13 protein-coding genes and 1 tRNA gene are annotated in these 14,431 nt (G+C 66.1%); 11 read left to right on the top strand and 3 right to left on the bottom strand.

What is annotated here, in order from left to right; translation table 11 throughout:
- Positions 1-14: 14 nt before the first annotated feature.
- From ABUA37_RS05555 to mgtA, 7 genes are all read left to right on the top strand, one after another.
- Complete coding sequence (locus ABUA37_RS05555; RefSeq protein ID WP_349898137.1) at positions 15-479, top strand: pyridoxamine 5'-phosphate oxidase family protein; 465 nt, start codon at positions 15-17, stop codon at positions 477-479.
- A gap of 14 nt (positions 480-493) precedes the next feature.
- Positions 494-2,398: a heavy metal translocating P-type ATPase gene (locus ABUA37_RS05560; protein ID WP_349898138.1), complete on the top strand. Its 1,905-nt coding sequence runs from the start codon at positions 494-496 to the stop codon at positions 2,396-2,398.
- A 46-nt stretch (positions 2,399-2,444) separates the two neighbouring features.
- Positions 2,445-3,332 (top strand): universal stress protein, encoded by an 888-nt coding sequence (locus tag ABUA37_RS05565; protein WP_349898139.1) that lies wholly within the window; start codon positions 2,445-2,447, stop codon positions 3,330-3,332.
- A gap of 63 nt (positions 3,333-3,395) precedes the next feature.
- Positions 3,396-3,887 (top strand): universal stress protein, encoded by a 492-nt coding sequence (locus ABUA37_RS05570; RefSeq protein WP_349898140.1) that lies wholly within the window; start codon positions 3,396-3,398, stop codon positions 3,885-3,887.
- Between the two features lie 122 nt (positions 3,888-4,009).
- Positions 4,010-5,734 (top strand): sensor histidine kinase, encoded by a 1,725-nt coding sequence (locus ABUA37_RS05575; protein WP_349898141.1) that lies wholly within the window; start codon positions 4,010-4,012, stop codon positions 5,732-5,734.
- A complete protein-coding gene (locus ABUA37_RS05580; protein WP_349898142.1) occupies positions 5,731-6,363 on the top strand; it encodes a response regulator transcription factor in 633 nt (210 codons plus the stop codon). The genes ABUA37_RS05575 and ABUA37_RS05580 overlap by 4 nt, the downstream gene beginning before the upstream one ends.
- A gap of 34 nt (positions 6,364-6,397) precedes the next feature.
- Complete coding sequence (gene mgtA, locus ABUA37_RS05585; protein WP_349898143.1) at positions 6,398-9,040, top strand: magnesium-translocating P-type ATPase; 2,643 nt, start codon at positions 6,398-6,400, stop codon at positions 9,038-9,040.
- A gap of 25 nt (positions 9,041-9,065) precedes the next feature.
- Here the strand turns inward: mgtA and ABUA37_RS05590 are convergent, their stop codons facing one another.
- Positions 9,066-9,917, bottom strand: a complete 852-nt coding sequence (locus ABUA37_RS05590; protein ID WP_349898144.1) for a universal stress protein — start codon at positions 9,915-9,917, stop codon at positions 9,066-9,068.
- A 128-nt stretch (positions 9,918-10,045) separates the two neighbouring features.
- Between ABUA37_RS05590 and ABUA37_RS05595 the strand changes: the two genes are divergently transcribed.
- Entirely contained in the window at positions 10,046-11,056 is a 1,011-nt protein-coding gene (locus tag ABUA37_RS05595; RefSeq protein WP_349898145.1) for an aldo/keto reductase family protein, read from the top strand.
- 38 nt (positions 11,057-11,094) lie between these two features.
- Here ABUA37_RS05595 and ABUA37_RS05600 read toward each other — a convergent pair whose 3' ends face one another.
- Positions 11,095-11,850 (bottom strand): SDR family NAD(P)-dependent oxidoreductase, encoded by a 756-nt coding sequence (locus ABUA37_RS05600; RefSeq protein ID WP_349898146.1) that lies wholly within the window; start codon positions 11,848-11,850, stop codon positions 11,095-11,097.
- Between the two features lie 276 nt (positions 11,851-12,126).
- On the opposite strand from ABUA37_RS05600, the gene ABUA37_RS05605 reads away from it, so the two are divergent.
- From ABUA37_RS05605 to ABUA37_RS05615, 3 genes are all read left to right on the top strand, one after another.
- Positions 12,127-12,567, top strand: coding sequence for an OsmC family protein (locus tag ABUA37_RS05605; RefSeq protein ID WP_349898147.1), 441 nt, complete (start codon positions 12,127-12,129; stop codon positions 12,565-12,567).
- Positions 12,568-12,672: 105 nt separating this feature from the next.
- Positions 12,673-13,422 (top strand): SDR family NAD(P)-dependent oxidoreductase, encoded by a 750-nt coding sequence (locus tag ABUA37_RS05610; protein ID WP_349898148.1) that lies wholly within the window; start codon positions 12,673-12,675, stop codon positions 13,420-13,422.
- Positions 13,423-13,547: 125 nt separating this feature from the next.
- Positions 13,548-14,321 carry an alpha/beta fold hydrolase gene (locus ABUA37_RS05615; protein WP_349898149.1) on the top strand — a complete coding sequence of 258 codons (774 nt, stop codon included), beginning with the start codon at positions 13,548-13,550 and terminating at the stop codon, positions 14,319-14,321.
- Positions 14,322-14,335: 14 nt separating this feature from the next.
- Here ABUA37_RS05615 and ABUA37_RS05620 read toward each other — a convergent pair.
- A tRNA-Leu gene (locus ABUA37_RS05620) sits at positions 14,336-14,420 on the bottom strand.
- Between the last annotated feature and the right edge of the window lie 11 nt (positions 14,421-14,431).

Raw genomic sequence — 14,431 nt, forward strand, 5'->3', positions numbered from 1 at the left:
AGCAGCATAGTCATATGGAGCGCTCCGCAGACGACCGACGCCACGAGCCGAGCGGCGGGCCGGCCAATCATGCGAGCCAACCGGATCCTCGCACTCGTGAGCTCGGCGACGCCGAGTGCTGGAGCGTGCTGGGTGACTCGGGAATCGCCCGTCTCGCGTTTCAGACCGACCCGGCCGGCGTCGACATCATGCCCATCAACTATCGGATCGACGAGCGTCGGCTCTATTTCAGAAGCGCACCGGGCGTCAAACTGACGAGCATCGTGCGGCATCCGAAAGTCGCCGTTCAGGTGGAGCGCCTCGCAGGTGGCAACTGGTTCAGCGTGGTGCTCAAGGGCGAGGCGGCGCGGCTGGAGTTCGATGACGAGATCGAGCACTCGGGTGTGCTCGATCTCGCATCGACGCAGGCGGGGGACAAGTTCAACTTCGTCAGAGTCATCCCCGACACGGTCACCGGACGCACCTTTCCCGCGACCTAGCGCCGAGAGCACTCGTGAAGAAGATCCTGAGGGCAGTCCTTCTCTACCGGCTCGTCGCGATGACCGCGCTCGTCGGCGCGCTCGGCGCCATCCTCTGGGCCTTCTCGCACCTTGTCGCCATCCAGATCCTGTTCAGCGGGTTCGCGCTGGCCGTCGCAGCGATGCTCGCCTGGCAGATGATCCGCCAACTCAGACACGGCCACTTCGGGGTGGACGTTCTCGCCGTGATCGCGATTGTGGCCACCGTCGTTGTCGGCGAGTATGTCGCGAGCATGGTGATCGTGCTCATGGTTTCCGGCGGGAGAGCGCTTGAGGACTTCGCGGAATCGCGGGCGCAGCGGGAACTGAGCGCGCTGCTCGCGCGTGAACCGCAGGTGGCGCATCGGGTCGACCAATCGAGCCAGATCGCCACGGACGTCGAGCTCGGCGAGGTGCTGCCCGGCGATATCATCCTGGTGAAGTCGGGCGAGGTCGTGCCCGTCGACGGCGTCCTGCTCGCCGCGGACGCGAGCTTCGATGAGTCCTCTCTCACGGGCGAGAGCATGCCGGTGCGCAAGTTCGCGGGGGAGAGCGTTCTCAGCGGCTCTCTCAACGGGCTGAATACGGTGACCATCACGGCCAGCGCCACCGCTGCGGACAGCCAGTTCCAGGGGATCATCGCGCTGGTTCGACAGGCGCAAGAGAATCGGGCGCCCGTGGTGCGGCTCGCCGACCGGTATGCCGTACCGTTCACGATCGTGTCCCTGGCGCTGGGGGTTGGCGCGTGGATCGTCGCGGGGGATCCGCACCGGTTCGCGGAAGTTCTCGTGCTGGCCACGCCGTGCCCCCTTCTTCTCGCGGCACCCATCGCCTTCATGGGAGGGATGAGCCGCGCGGCTCGAAACGGCGTGATCGTGAAGGGCGGCAGCGTGCTCGAGTCGCTCGCCCGCATCCAGACGGCGGTCTTCGACAAGACCGGAACACTGACCCACGGCACTCCGACGATCGCGCGCATCCGCCCGCTCGCACCCTTCGATGAGGATGCCCTGCTCACCCTGGTCGCCTCGGCCGAGCAGTTCTCTTCCCACGTGCTGGCGACGTCGATCGTGGCCGAGGCTCGAAACCGGAGGCTGGTTCTGCTCGACGTCGACAGCTCCTCCGAGGACGCGGCGCAGGGAATCACGGCGAGGATACGGGAGCGGCAGGTCAGTCTCGGCACGCTGGCATTCTGCAGGGAACTCGTGCCTGACATTCCCCGAGCCCCGACAGCGGGCGGCGAACTCGCGATCTATGTGGTCATCGACGGCCGGTACGCCGGCAGCATCATCGCCTCCGATCCCATCCGCGACAACGCGTATGAGACCGTAGCCGCGCTCCGCAGCCGCGGTGTGCGCGAGGTGCTCATGCTCACGGGAGACGCGCACGCCACCGCGGACCATGTCGCCCACGCCGTCGGCATCACCTCGGTGCGGTCAGACTGTCTTCCCGCCGACAAACTGCGGGCCGTGCAGCAGCTGACCGCTCGTCCGGTGCTGATGGTGGGCGACGGCGTCAACGATGCCCCGGTGCTGGCGGCCGCCGAGGTCGGAATCGCCATGGGAGCCAAGGGCGCGACCGCGGCAAGCGAATCGGCCGCCGCCGTCATCCTGGTCGATGATCTCTCCCGCACAGTGCGGGCTCTCGACATCGGCGCCGACACCGTGCGCATCGCCGTGCAGAGCATGTGGCTGGGCATAGGCCTCAGCCTCGTGCTCATGGTCATCGCCGCGTTCGGCGTGATTCCTGCCACGCTCGGTGCGCTCATCCAGGAGTTCGTCGACCTGGTCACGATCGCGAACGCGCTGCGCGCGATCGGAACGCGAAGGGGCGACGCCGCGCCGAAGCGCATCCGCAGCGGGACTTTCGGCTCTACGAAAATGTCGCTCCGCGAGTCAGCATGAAGTGTGTTCCGTGGTCCATCACGGCACTCGCGAGGGAGGAAACATCATGAGCGTGAACAGTGCAGTCGAAAACGGCGCAGCCGGAACCATTCTGGTCGGCGTCGACGGTACGGAGTCGGGTCGTGCGGCGCTGCGCTGGGCTACGCGATACGCGACCTCGCACGGCGCCGACATCGAACTCCTCCGCGTCGTCGACGACGAATGGACGACGATCAGCGCACGCATGATGAGCGAACTCGACAGCGACGCGGAGGGACTCCTGGAGCGCGAGGCCGACTATGCGCGATCCCTCGCACCGGATATTGCCGTACGCACCCGCGTGCTCCATGGCGACGTGATAGAAGAGCTGACGGCCGCATCCACGGATGCACGACTCGTCGTCGTCGGCACCCACAAGACGGGCTTCATCAACGGCCGGGTGTTCGGATCCCGGAGCCTGCGACTGGCCTCACTGGCCCACGCGCCGGTTGCCGTCATCCCGCAGGGCTCACCACGAACCGGACGCGGCGTCGTCGCGGGCGTCGACGGTTCACCGGCCTCCCAGCGCGCCGTGCGGCTCGCGACCCAGGAGGCCGAGCTCAGCACAGAGACGCTCACCCTGCTGCGGGCGTACACCACGCCCGAACTGCCGACGACGGATGAGGACCTCCAGAGCGCCGTGATCAAGCACGGCGAAGCGGTCGCCGCTGCAACGCTCGCCGACGCGGTCGCAGTCGCCGGCAGCACGGCGCCCGCAGCCGACGTGAAGGTTCGAACGGTGAGGCGCCCGGCCGCAGAAGCGCTCGTCGACGCCGCCGCCACGGCCGCGCTTCTGGTGATCGGGGATTCCGGCGCAGACTCCGCAGAGGACGCGATGATCGGCTCGGTCAGCCACGACGTGCTCATGAACCTGACCGCGCCCACGATCGTCGTTCACGCCGGGGACGACTGGTAGTCGACCGCGGGCATGTGACCTTCGGCCCTATCCGACCGGTGCGGCGTCCGCGAACCTGTAGTCATGACCGAGAACAAGGCGTCGACCGGCGCCACGACATCCGCGAATTCATCGAGCGATTCGGAGCACGGGAGGCGACACGGCCGCATCGTTGTGGGCGTCGACGGTTCGCAGTCGTCGATCGAAGCGCTGCGTCTGGCGGTGCGCACCGCACAGGCCTTCGGCACCTCCGTGGAGGCCATCGCGGTCTGGACCTATCCCGCGGGCGCCGAAGTGGCTCTCCTCGCCGACTGGTCGCCCGAAGCGGACGCACGCGAGGTGCTCAGCGCCGTGACACAAGAGGTGTTCGGAAACGAACGCCCCTCCTGGTTCAGCACCGCGGCGAAACGCGGTTCCGCCGCGCGCGTGCTCATCGAAGAAAGCGTCGGCGCCGAGATGCTCGTCGTGGGCTCTCGAGGCCACGGCGGATTCATGGGCCTCCTGCTCGGCTCCGTGAGCGCGGTCTGCGCCGAACACGCGCACTGCCCCGTACTCGTGGTGCACCCGCGGACCTAAAGCGGCATGCTGAGTGACGGCCTACGGCGAGGGCGATCCCGCACGCGTCGCGGCTACACTCTGGCTATGCGACCCCGCTCACGTGCGCGCAGCGTCTGGATGGTTGGAACAGGAACGACGGCATGACCGAGGATGAGATTCTCACCTTTCCCGACGCACCGCGCGGAGAACTGGATCAGGCCCTGGGCACGCTCGTGGACCTCGCGAAGCAGGTCACCGCAACGCAGGGTCGCCTGCGCGCGCTCCTCAGGGCGAATCAGGCGGTCGTCGAACACCTTGACCTCGCGACCGTATTGCGCCGGATCGTGGAAACCGCGGTGGAGCTCGTGAGCGCCCAGTATGGCGCGCTCGGCGTTCTCGCGCCGGACGGAAGCCTCGAACAGCTCATCCAGGTGGGGATGTCCGCGGAGGAGGTGGCGGCGATCGGCCGGCTACCGCAGGGCATCGGCCTCATCGGCGCGCTGACCGAGGAGCGACGACCGATTCGGCTTCGGCACCTCGGCGAGGATTCGCGCTCCCGGGGGCTTCCCGCGGGGCATCCTCCGATGGACAGCTTTCTCGGCGTTCCGGTGCGCGTGCGGGATGAGGTCTACGGAAACCTGTACCTGAGCAACAGCGCCACGGGGGAGTTCAGCACCGAGGACGAGCAACTCATCACGGCGCTGGCGGCCACCGCCGGGTTTGCGATCGACAACGCGCGACTGTTCGCCGATTCGCAGCGGCGGCAGGAATGGGCGGCGGCGTCCGCCGAGATCACGGCTTCGCTGCTGTCGAGCGAGCACGGCATCTTCATCGACCTGCTCACGTCGCGCACGCTCGCGCTGGCGGATGCGGAGCTCGTCTGCGTCATCCGGCCCACGGAGACGGCGGAACAGCTCGTCGTCGAAACGGCACGCAGCCGAGAGGGCGACGGGCCGGAAGGCACCGTCTTTCCCGCAGCGGGGTCTGTCGCCGCGAGCGTGATCGAAGCGGGACAGCCGCGACTCATCGATGAGGCGGAGGCGGCGGCACTCGCGCCAACTCCCGGCCGCACCACCGGGCCCACCATGGCCATCCCGCTCATGGTCTCGGGAATGGCACAGGGTGCTCTCATCGTCTCGCGCGCTCCCGGCGGGGGACGGTTCACCATCGTGGATCTTGAGATGGCTGCCGATTTCGCCGGTCGCATCAGTGTGGCGATGCAGCTCGCCGAGGCGCGCGCCGATCAGCAACGGGTCTTCCTGTTCGAGGAGCGGGCACGCATCGCGCGCGACCTGCACGACCACGTCATCCAGCAGCTCTTCGCTACGGGTCTCGAACTTCAGAACGTTGCCGGTTCGCTGCCACCCGGAGCGAGTGCCGACCGGGTCAATCGCTCGATCGACACTCTCGACTCGACGATCGCGCGCATCCGCACCGTGATCTTCGCCCTGTCGAGAACGCGGGATGAGACTCCCACGGTCCGCCACCGCATCATCGACCTTGCGGAGGAACTGGGCCACGCGCTGCCCCCGGAACCCCAGATCCAGTTCGCCGGCCCCGTCGACCTGGTGATCGCGGATGCGCTTGCCGACGATGTGGTGGCGGTCGCCCGCGAGGCCCTCACCAACGTCGTCAAGCATGCCGCCGCGCACCACGTGTCGCTGACGCTGTCGGTCTCGGAGGATCGCGCGAGGCTCGAGGTCACCGATGACGGCGTGGGCCTCGGGGAGTCGAGCAGGCGCAGCGGCCTGGCGAACCTGCAGCAGCGCGCTCTCCACCGCGGGGGAGACTGCTCCGTCGACTCGCGTCCCGGCCGCACTCGAATCCTGTGGAGCGTACCCGTGAACGACACAGCTGAGCAGCAGCGAGGGGAGAATCTGCCATGAGAATCTTCGTCGTGGACGATCAGGAGATCGTTCGGCGCGGGGTGATCGACCTGTGCACCGCAGAGCCGGATATCGAGGTAGTCGGCGAGGCGGGCACCGCCACGCAGGCCAGGGCCCGCATCGCGGCCACGCGCCCGGATGTCGTGCTCCTCGACATGAGACTGCCCGATGGCAACGGCATCGATGTCTGCAGGGACGTGCGCTCTGCAGACCCGGACATCCGTTGCATCATCCTGACCGCCTACGACGACGACGAGGCCATCAACGCCGCCGTGCTCGCCGGCGCCTCGGGGTATGTGCTCAAGGAGGTGCGGGGAAACCGGCTGATCGAGAACGTGCGCGCTGTGGCGGCGGGTCGATCGCTGATCAGCCCGGTGATCGGCCACAGGGTGGTCGAGCGCATTCGCAGCGACCACGAGGGCGATCCGCGCCTCGAGGCGCTGAGCGAGCGAGAGAACGAGGTGCTCGCCCTGATCGCCGAAGGCATGACGAATCGGCAGATCGGCGAGACCCTCGCCCTCGCCGAGAAGACCGTGAAGAACTATGTCTCGAGCCTCCTGAGCAAGCTCGGACTGCAGCGTCGCACGCAGGCCGCTGTGCTGCGACTCGGCACCCAGAAGCCGCTCTGACGATGAGTATCGCCGGACATGACGGCGGTGACACGTGAGCGCTGAGGCTGCCCCACCACACACGGCCGCGCGCGGTGAGAGCGCGACTGTCGCCGCGGGCAGCGAGCCACCGGATGACGTGCTCGCTCGGCTGGGATCCCGCGAGGCCGGTCTGACCGAGGACGAGGCGCGGGAGCGGCTCGCTTCAGTGGGACCGAACGCCCTTCGCACCCACAGGGTAGGTGCCTGGGCGGTGCTCGGCAGGCAGCTGAAAAGCCCCATCCTGATCCTCCTGATCGTCACGGCGATTGCTTCGCTCTTTCTGCACGACACCACCAACTCGATCGTCATCGGCGTGATCCTCGTGGTGAGCGTTGGCCTCGGCTTCGGCAACGAGTTCCGTGCCGAACGCGCCGCCGAGGCACTGCACTCGAGGGTCAGTCATCGCACTATCGTGACCCGACATGCAACGCTCACCGAGATCGATGTGGTCGACCTCGTCCCGGGCGACATCGTCCACCTCGCACTCGGTTCGGTGGTGCCGGCCGACCTGCGGCTGCTCAGTAGCAACGACCTCCTGTGCGACGAGAGCATCCTCACCGGTGAGTCACTGCCGGTGGAGAAGGACCCTGCTGCGGTTGCCGCGGGCGCCTCGCTCGCGGAGCTGACATCGTGCGCGTTCATGGGCACCGTAGTGCAGAGCGGTGCCGGAGTCGGCGTCGTCGTCGCCACGGGCAGTCGCGCGGAATTCGGCAGGATCGCGCTGGGCCTGGGGGAGCGGCAACCGCAGACCGAGTTCCAGAACGGGCTGGGCCGCTTCTCGTTCCTCCTGCTCCAGGTGGCCATCGTGCTCACGACCCTGATCTTCATCGCGAACCTGCTGCTGCAGCGACCACCGCTCGAATCCCTGCTGTTCTCGCTCGCGATCGCGGTCGGCATCACGCCGCAGTTGCTTCCCGCGGTTGTCAGCACCTGCCTCGCGACGGGCACGCGGCAGCTCGCGAAGCAAAAGGTGCTGGTGAAGCGTCTCGTCTGCATCGAAGACCTGGGCGACATGGATGTGCTCGTGACAGACAAGACCGGCACGCTGACCGCCGGCAGCATCAGCTTCTCCGAGGCGATTCCGGTGGATGCCGCAACCACCGCGGACGAAGTGACCACCCTCGGCCTGCTGTGCACGGAACTCGACTACGACGCGCACGTCTCGGCGGTGGGTCAGAACCCTCTCGATTCCGCACTGTGGGAGTGCCCTGCGGCACGAAGCTTCCAGGCTGGCAGCTACCGGCGGCTCGCGCTCATCCCGTTCGATCACCGCAGGCGCATGACGAGCGCGCTCGTCAGCCGCGATGGGGCACCGGCGATGCTCATCACGAAGGGTGCACCCGAGGATGTCATGCGGCTCTGTCGCGACGTGCCTGCGACGGCGCACTCCATGCTCGACCAGGAATTCGATCGGGGAGGGCGCGTGGTCGCGGTGGCCACCCGCCGGATGAACGGGCAGACCACGCTAAACGTCTCGGATGAGCGGGAGCTCAGCCTCGCAGGGTTCATCGTGTTCCTCGACCAGCCGAAGGCGGATGCGAAGGAGTCGCTGGATCGTCTCGCCGCGCTCGGGATCACCGTGAAGATCGCCACAGGCGACAACGCACGGGTCGCCGAGAAGGTCTGCACCGATCTCGGCATCGTGAGCGGTGGAACCCTGAGCGGCACGCAGATTGACGCGATGTCGGACGAGGAACTCGTGGTTGCGGCACGACAATCGAGCATCTTCGCCCGCGTCTCTCCCGAACAGAAGGGCAGACTCATCACGGCGCTCCGCACGAGCGGGCGCGCGGTCGGGTTCCTGGGTGACGGCGTCAATGACGCCCTCGCACTGCACCGGGCCGACCTCGGGATCTCGGTGGACAGCGCGACCGACGTGGCCAAGGACGCCGCAGACATCGTGCTGCTCGACAAAGATCTCGGCGTGCTCGCGGACGGGGTGGTCGGTGGCCGCCGCATCTTCGCCAACACGATGAAGTACGTGCTGATGGGCACGTCGAGCAATTTCGGCAACATGTTCAGCGCGGCAGCAGCCTCGGTGGCGCTGAGCTTCCTCCCGATGCTACCGGGCCAGATCCTGCTCAACAACCTGCTCTACGACACGGGCCAGCTCGCTATCCCCGGCGATCGGGTCGATGAGGAACAGATCGTCGCGCCATCGCACTGGGACATCGGCTTCATCCGGCGGTTCATGCTCGTCTTCGGTCCGATCAGTTCACTCTTCGACTTCGCAACCTTCGCGCTCATGATCTTCGCCTTTCACGCGCTGCCCGGCGAGTTCCGTGCCGGCTGGTTCGTCGAATCCATCGCCACTCAGACGCTGATCATCTTCGCCATTCGAACGCGCAAGGTCCCGTTCCTGCACAGCCGGCCATCCCTCGGACTGCTCGTCGCGTCTCTGGGGGTGGTCGCTGTGGGCATCTACCTGCCACTCTCACCGCTGGCGGGAGTGCTGGGCTTCGACCCGCTGCCCGTGCCATTCTTCCTGACGCTGATCGGCCTGACCGTGGTGTATCTCGTGCTGGTCGAAGCCGCCAAGAAGTGGTTCTTCGCACACCTCGCCGAGCGGCCGCAGGGCGCGCGCAGGCGTAGCGCCGCGCACCACGTGAATCGTCGAGCGGCACGTTTCAGCAGCCCGAAGCCGCTGCGTTCCTGATAGCTGCGACGAAGCCGGATGCGGGCTAGCGGCGCTCGGCGCGCACGTTCGACACCGCATCCTGCATCGCCCTCGCGGGCGCCTGCACGACGATCGGTATGCCTGCCTTGTGCACCATTCCGGAGGTGACGCTTCCCAGCACCGCCGCTTTGACGACGTTCTGCTCCCGCGTCGCCATGACCGCGAGGACGTCGCGGCGACCGTCGAGGTAGCGAGCGATCGCATCCGCCGGGTCGCCATGCAGCACCTCCCAGTCCGTCTGCACGCCGTACTCCCTCGCGATGTCGGTCGCATGCGACGTCACGTACGAACTGTCGAGCGCGTCATACGAAGCGAGCAGGGAATCCATCCGCTTGGTCGACGGAAGCACCTGCACCACGGTCAGAGGCACGCCGAGGGCACGCGCCCATTCGGCCGCCTGCGGCTTCATGCTCTCGGACAGGGCGCTGCCGTCGAGTGGCAAGAGCACCGACGTGATGCGGATGGGGTCGTGACCGATCGACTCTTCCTCCGGTCGATAGACGAGCACGGGGTTGTGGCTGACCTGCACGATCTCGCGGGCAACGCTGCCGAGCACCGCGATGAGGACTCCGCCGCGGCCATGGGAGGTTACCGCTACGAGGCTGTTCGGGGTGCTGTTCGCTTCCCGAAGAATGTCCTCCGGCACACTGCGCTGGCTCTCGACAACACGAGTTTCGACCGGGTTCAGCGCGGCGAGCATCTGCAGGTACTCTTCGGCCTCGGCGAGAGTGCCCTTCTCCGCGATGCGCAGCAGGGTGACCTTTGCACCGGTCGCCTTCGCGATCCCCAACGCGTAGGGGATGACCTCCTCCGAGAACGGCGATCCATCTACCGCAACCACAATGCGCTCGTACATGTCTTCCCTTTCCTCACAGAATGCTCTCCCACACGGTAAAGCTCGCCGCGACCGGCGCATAGGGTCCAAGGTCCTTGTCGGGCACGAACATGCAGCCCTCGTTCGGCACACGCTCGTAGAGTGAAGCCATGAAATTTCGATACCTCGGCAACTCCGGTCTCAAGATCTCCGAAATCACCTACGGCAACTGGCTGACTCACGGCTCACAAGTCGAGAACGACACGGCTACCCAGTGCGTGAAGGCGGCGATCGAGAACGGCATCACCACCTTCGACACCGCTGACGTCTACGCGAATACCGCCGCGGAAACCGTTCTCGGGGAAGCCCTCAAGGGCGAGCGTCGCCAATCGCTCGAGATCTTCACCAAGGTGTTCGGACCAACAGGGCCGAAGGGCCACAACGATGTCGGCTTGTCGCGCAAGCACATTCTCGAGTCGATCGACGGATCCCTGAGTCGTCTGCAGACCGACTACGTCGATCTCTACCAAGCTCACCGTTTCGACTACGAGACACCTCTCGAAGAGACCTTCCAGGCCTTCGCGGATGTCGTCCGTGCGGGCAAGGCGCTGTACATCGGCGTCAGCGAGTGGACGGCTGACCAGCTCCGGGCGGGCGCCGCGCTGGCGAAGGAACTGAACGTGCAGCTCATCTCCAACCAGCCGCAGTATTCGGCGCTGTACCGGGTGATCGAGGCGGAGGTCGTGCCGACGTCGAAGGAACTCGGCATCTCGCAAATCGTCTGGTCGCCCATCGCTCAGGGCGTGCTCACCGGCAAGTACAAGCCGGGCGCAGCAATCCCCGAGGGTTCGCGCGCCACGGATGAGAAGGGTGGCGCCGAGATGATCTCTCGCTGGATGCAGGATGACATCCTCACTCGCGTGCAGAACCTGGCACCGATCGCGGCCGAGCTGAACCTCACGCTCGCGCAGCTCGCCGTCGCCTGGGTGCTTCAGAACGAGAACATCGCTTCGGCCATCATCGGTGCTTCGCGGCCCGAGCAGGTCAAGGAGAACGTCGTCGCCTCGGATGTGACGATTCCGGCCGAACTCATGGCCCGGATCGACGAGGCGCTCGGCGACGTCGTGCTGCGCGATCCCGCGCTCACCCTGCAGTCTTCACCGAAGACCCGCGAAGCGTAAGCAGCGTCCCGGACCGCCGTGGCGGTCCGGGACGAGACTCAGACGGCGGTGTAGCCGCCGTCGACGATCACGTACGAGCCGGTCATGAAGCTGGCCTTGTCTGAGAGCAGGAAGGTCGTCAGGTTGGCGACTTCCTGTGCCTGTCCCAGGCGTCCGAGCGGATGCTTCGCCGCGAGTCCGTCGATGAGCTCCTTGGGTGCAGCGTCCAGCAGCGGCGTCGCAATGTAGCCCGGTCCCACAGCGTTCACGCGCAGGCCCTGGGCTCCGTACTCGGCCGCGGCGTTCTTGGTGAGCCCCACGACCGCATGCTTCGCTGCGGTGTACGCGGCGTTGCCCGGCGCTGCAACAGTTCCGTGGATGGAGGCCATGTTGACGATGGCTCCCTCGGCGGCACCGGCCTTCAGAATCTCCGGAATCTGGTAGCGCATCCCATACAGCACGCCATTCAGGTTGATGTCGATGACGCGGTCCCAGTCCTCCAGGTCGATGTCACCGATCGGTGCGCTCGCGCCGCCGATGCCGGCGTTGTTCACGGCGTAGTTGAGTGCGCCGTAGGTCTCGACGGCGAAGTCGACGGACTTCTTGCTGTCTTCGGCGACCATGGTGTTCGCGCGGAACGGAGCGGCCTGCCCACCCGCGGCGGTGATCTCGTCTGCGACGCGTGTCGCCGCATCCAGGTTGATGTCGGTCACGACGACCTTCGCACCGTTCTGTGCGAGATCCTTGCTGATCGCCTCGCCGAGTCCGGATCCGCCTCCGGTGACCAGAGCAACCTTGCCTTCGAAATTAGCCATGATGTCCCTCTCTTTCGCGAGACGACGTCCCGCCGATTATCGTGCCGACCAGTCAGTTCTGATCGTCTCTCTCTACAACCCTGAGCACCAGGGGTAAATTCCATGCATTTGCATATATGCGCTAAGCCGCGAGCCCGCTATCGTGCTCCTTCACGCTAAAACCCATCGGGGTTCGAGCCCAGGGTCCAAAGGCCCTTGCTGTGTGGAATCAAGGGGCGCACGCTTCAGCTACCGGCCGCAGGCTCCGGCAGCACCACACGACAGACAGGGGAGCCAATGAGCAACTCACCTCAGACCTACCGAGTGCGCGGTAAAGGGGTATCGGGCGGCGAAGCATCCATCGAGCTCGGCAATCAGGTGATGCCGATCGACTCCACCTGGGGTTCAGACCGACCATCCGGGGCGCCTGGCCCGGCCGAGTTGCTCGCTGCCGCCTTCACTGCCTGCCTGCTGAAGAATCTCGAGCGCTCTCGCGCCATCCTGAAGTTCAACTACGTGAGCGCCGACATTGACGTGCAAGCCCGTCGGCAAGACAGGCCGCCCAAGTTTGTCGAGATCGAGTACGACATTCGCATCGTCACGGATGAAAGCGAACGGCGCATCGACCTCCTCCACCGGAACCTGAGCCAATACGGCACGGTCTACAACACGCTCGCCGCAGTCTGCAACGTTCACGGCACCATCGTCAGCGTCTCAGCTGAACCAGTAACGCGGTAGCGCCATTGATCCTCCCTCCGCGCCTGGGTCGTTAGACCCTACTGAGCACGCGGTTCGCCAGCCAGAGTTGAGGAAACCCGAACTAGGCAGACCGAAGGAACTCCCATGGCAACCTCAGACCGTTTCAGCAACAAGACCGTCATCGTCACCGGTGCTGGCTCAGGAATCGGGCGCGCGACGGCCGTGCGCCTCGCTGCCGAAGGCGCTCACGTTGTCGCCACCGACGTCGTCGAGGCACGCCTTGCCGCGTTGGCGACTGAGCTGGGCGCCGGAGTCACCACCGTCGCCGGAGACATCGCGGATTCCGCGGTGATCGAGCAAATCCTTGACGCCGCCCATGGAAAGGTCGACGGTCTCGCCAACGTCGCTGGCATCATGGATGGGTTCCTGCCCACCGCCGAGATCGACGATGACACCTGGGATCGCGTTCTTGCCGTCAACCTCACCGCCATGATGCGCTTGACCCGCGCGGTGCTGCCGCTCATGCTGGACGCCGGGCATGGAAGCATCGTCAACGTGAGTTCGGAGGCCGGATTGCGCGGCTCCGCAGCGGGCACCACCTACACGACGTCGAAGCACGCGGTGAACGGCTTCACCAAGAGCACCGCTTTCTTTTACACGACGAAGGGTGTGCGCTGCAATGCGGTGGCCCCTGGAGCGGTGGCGACCAACATCGAGGCGCCATTCACGTCCGCGTGGGCCGGCGAGCGCCTCGGCCCCTTCCTGCAGACGACCGTTCCGCCGGTGGCACGACCGGAAGAACTCGCAGCAGCGATCACCTGGCTGCTGAGCGACGACTCCTCGAACGTATCCGGCGCCATCCTTGCCGACGACGGCGGGTGGGCTGCAGTCTGAATGTGATCAACTTCGCTCCGCCGCGCCGTTCAGAGCGGCCAAGGCTTCTTGATCGAGTCCTGCCCGCTTGGGGTCGCCGGAATGCACCGCTGCACGTCACGATCGACGAAGGAACCGGACCCGCCGTGGTACTTCTTCACGGAATCGCCTCCTCGTCCACGACCTTCGCCGCGCTGATGCCGCTCCTCGTCGCCGAGCACAGGGTAGTTGCCATCGACCTCCTCGGTTTCGGGAAGTCCGCGGCGGATGCCACGGCCGATTTCAGCCTCGACGATCACGTTCGCGCCCTCGCGCACACGCTGAAGCGACTGCGCCTCAGACGCCCCTTCGTGCTCGTCGGGCATTCAATGGGCGCACTCATCGCCGCTCGCTACGCGGCCACGCGGCATCCGGCAATCGCTCGACTCATCCTCGTGAGCCCTCCGATCTATCCGGCCGCAGAATTGCTGAGCAAGCGAGCCGACCGCGTCGTTCGATCCCTGCGGATGCGCATCTACGAGTCACTTCGAAGCAACCGGCGCCGCACGCTGGAGTTGGCGCGCGAGCTCGAGCGGCTGCCCCAGCTGCGAGATGTGTTGGAGCTGACGGAGAGCAACTGGAACGCGTTCGAAATGTCCCTGGCCCACGCGATCGAGGTCCAGTCGACGATCGACGACATCGCGGCGACGACAGTGCCGATCGACATCGTGTTCGGAACCGCGGATCCGTTCATCCTGCCCGCCGGCATCCGGCTCGCCGAAGCACATCCGAACGTGACCGTGCATCGCATCATCGGCGGCGACCACCTCATACGCCCGCGCACCGCGCGAGCGATCTTCGATGCGATCGAGAGCGCGACCGGCGACCGAAAACGACAAGAACCGCTGGACCCGTGGGCCCAGCGGTTCTCGATGTCCTGAGGTATGGACATGTGTGCGCGAAGGGGGACTTGAACCCCCACGCCCTATACGGGCACTAGCACCTCAAGCTAGCGCGTCTGCCATTTCCGCCATCCGCGCGCAGTAGCCAT

The organism is Parafrigoribacterium soli, assembly GCF_040227235.1.
Taxonomy (GTDB): domain Bacteria; phylum Actinomycetota; class Actinomycetes; order Actinomycetales; family Microbacteriaceae; genus Parafrigoribacterium_A; species Parafrigoribacterium_A soli.

What these genes read in the sequence shown, in the direction of transcription:
- ABUA37_RS05555 (WP_349898137.1), top strand. Translation starts at nt 15, where the DNA reads ATGGAGCGCTCCGCAGACGACCGACGCCACGAGCCGAGCGGCGGGCCG.
- ABUA37_RS05565 (WP_349898139.1), top strand. Translation starts at nt 2,445, where the DNA reads ATGAGCGTGAACAGTGCAGTCGAAAACGGCGCAGCCGGAACCATTCTG.
- ABUA37_RS05570 (WP_349898140.1), top strand. Translation starts at nt 3,396, where the DNA reads ATGACCGAGAACAAGGCGTCGACCGGCGCCACGACATCCGCGAATTCA.
- ABUA37_RS05575 (WP_349898141.1), top strand. Translation starts at nt 4,010, where the DNA reads ATGACCGAGGATGAGATTCTCACCTTTCCCGACGCACCGCGCGGAGAA.
- ABUA37_RS05580 (WP_349898142.1), top strand. Translation starts at nt 5,731, where the DNA reads ATGAGAATCTTCGTCGTGGACGATCAGGAGATCGTTCGGCGCGGGGTG.
- ABUA37_RS05590 (WP_349898144.1), bottom strand. Translation starts at nt 9,917, where the DNA reads ATGTACGAGCGCATTGTGGTTGCGGTAGATGGATCGCCGTTCTCGGAG.
- ABUA37_RS05595 (WP_349898145.1), top strand. Translation starts at nt 10,046, where the DNA reads ATGAAATTTCGATACCTCGGCAACTCCGGTCTCAAGATCTCCGAAATC.
- ABUA37_RS05600 (WP_349898146.1), bottom strand. Translation starts at nt 11,850, where the DNA reads ATGGCTAATTTCGAAGGCAAGGTTGCTCTGGTCACCGGAGGCGGATCC.
- ABUA37_RS05605 (WP_349898147.1), top strand. Translation starts at nt 12,127, where the DNA reads ATGAGCAACTCACCTCAGACCTACCGAGTGCGCGGTAAAGGGGTATCG.
- ABUA37_RS05610 (WP_349898148.1), top strand. Translation starts at nt 12,673, where the DNA reads ATGGCAACCTCAGACCGTTTCAGCAACAAGACCGTCATCGTCACCGGT.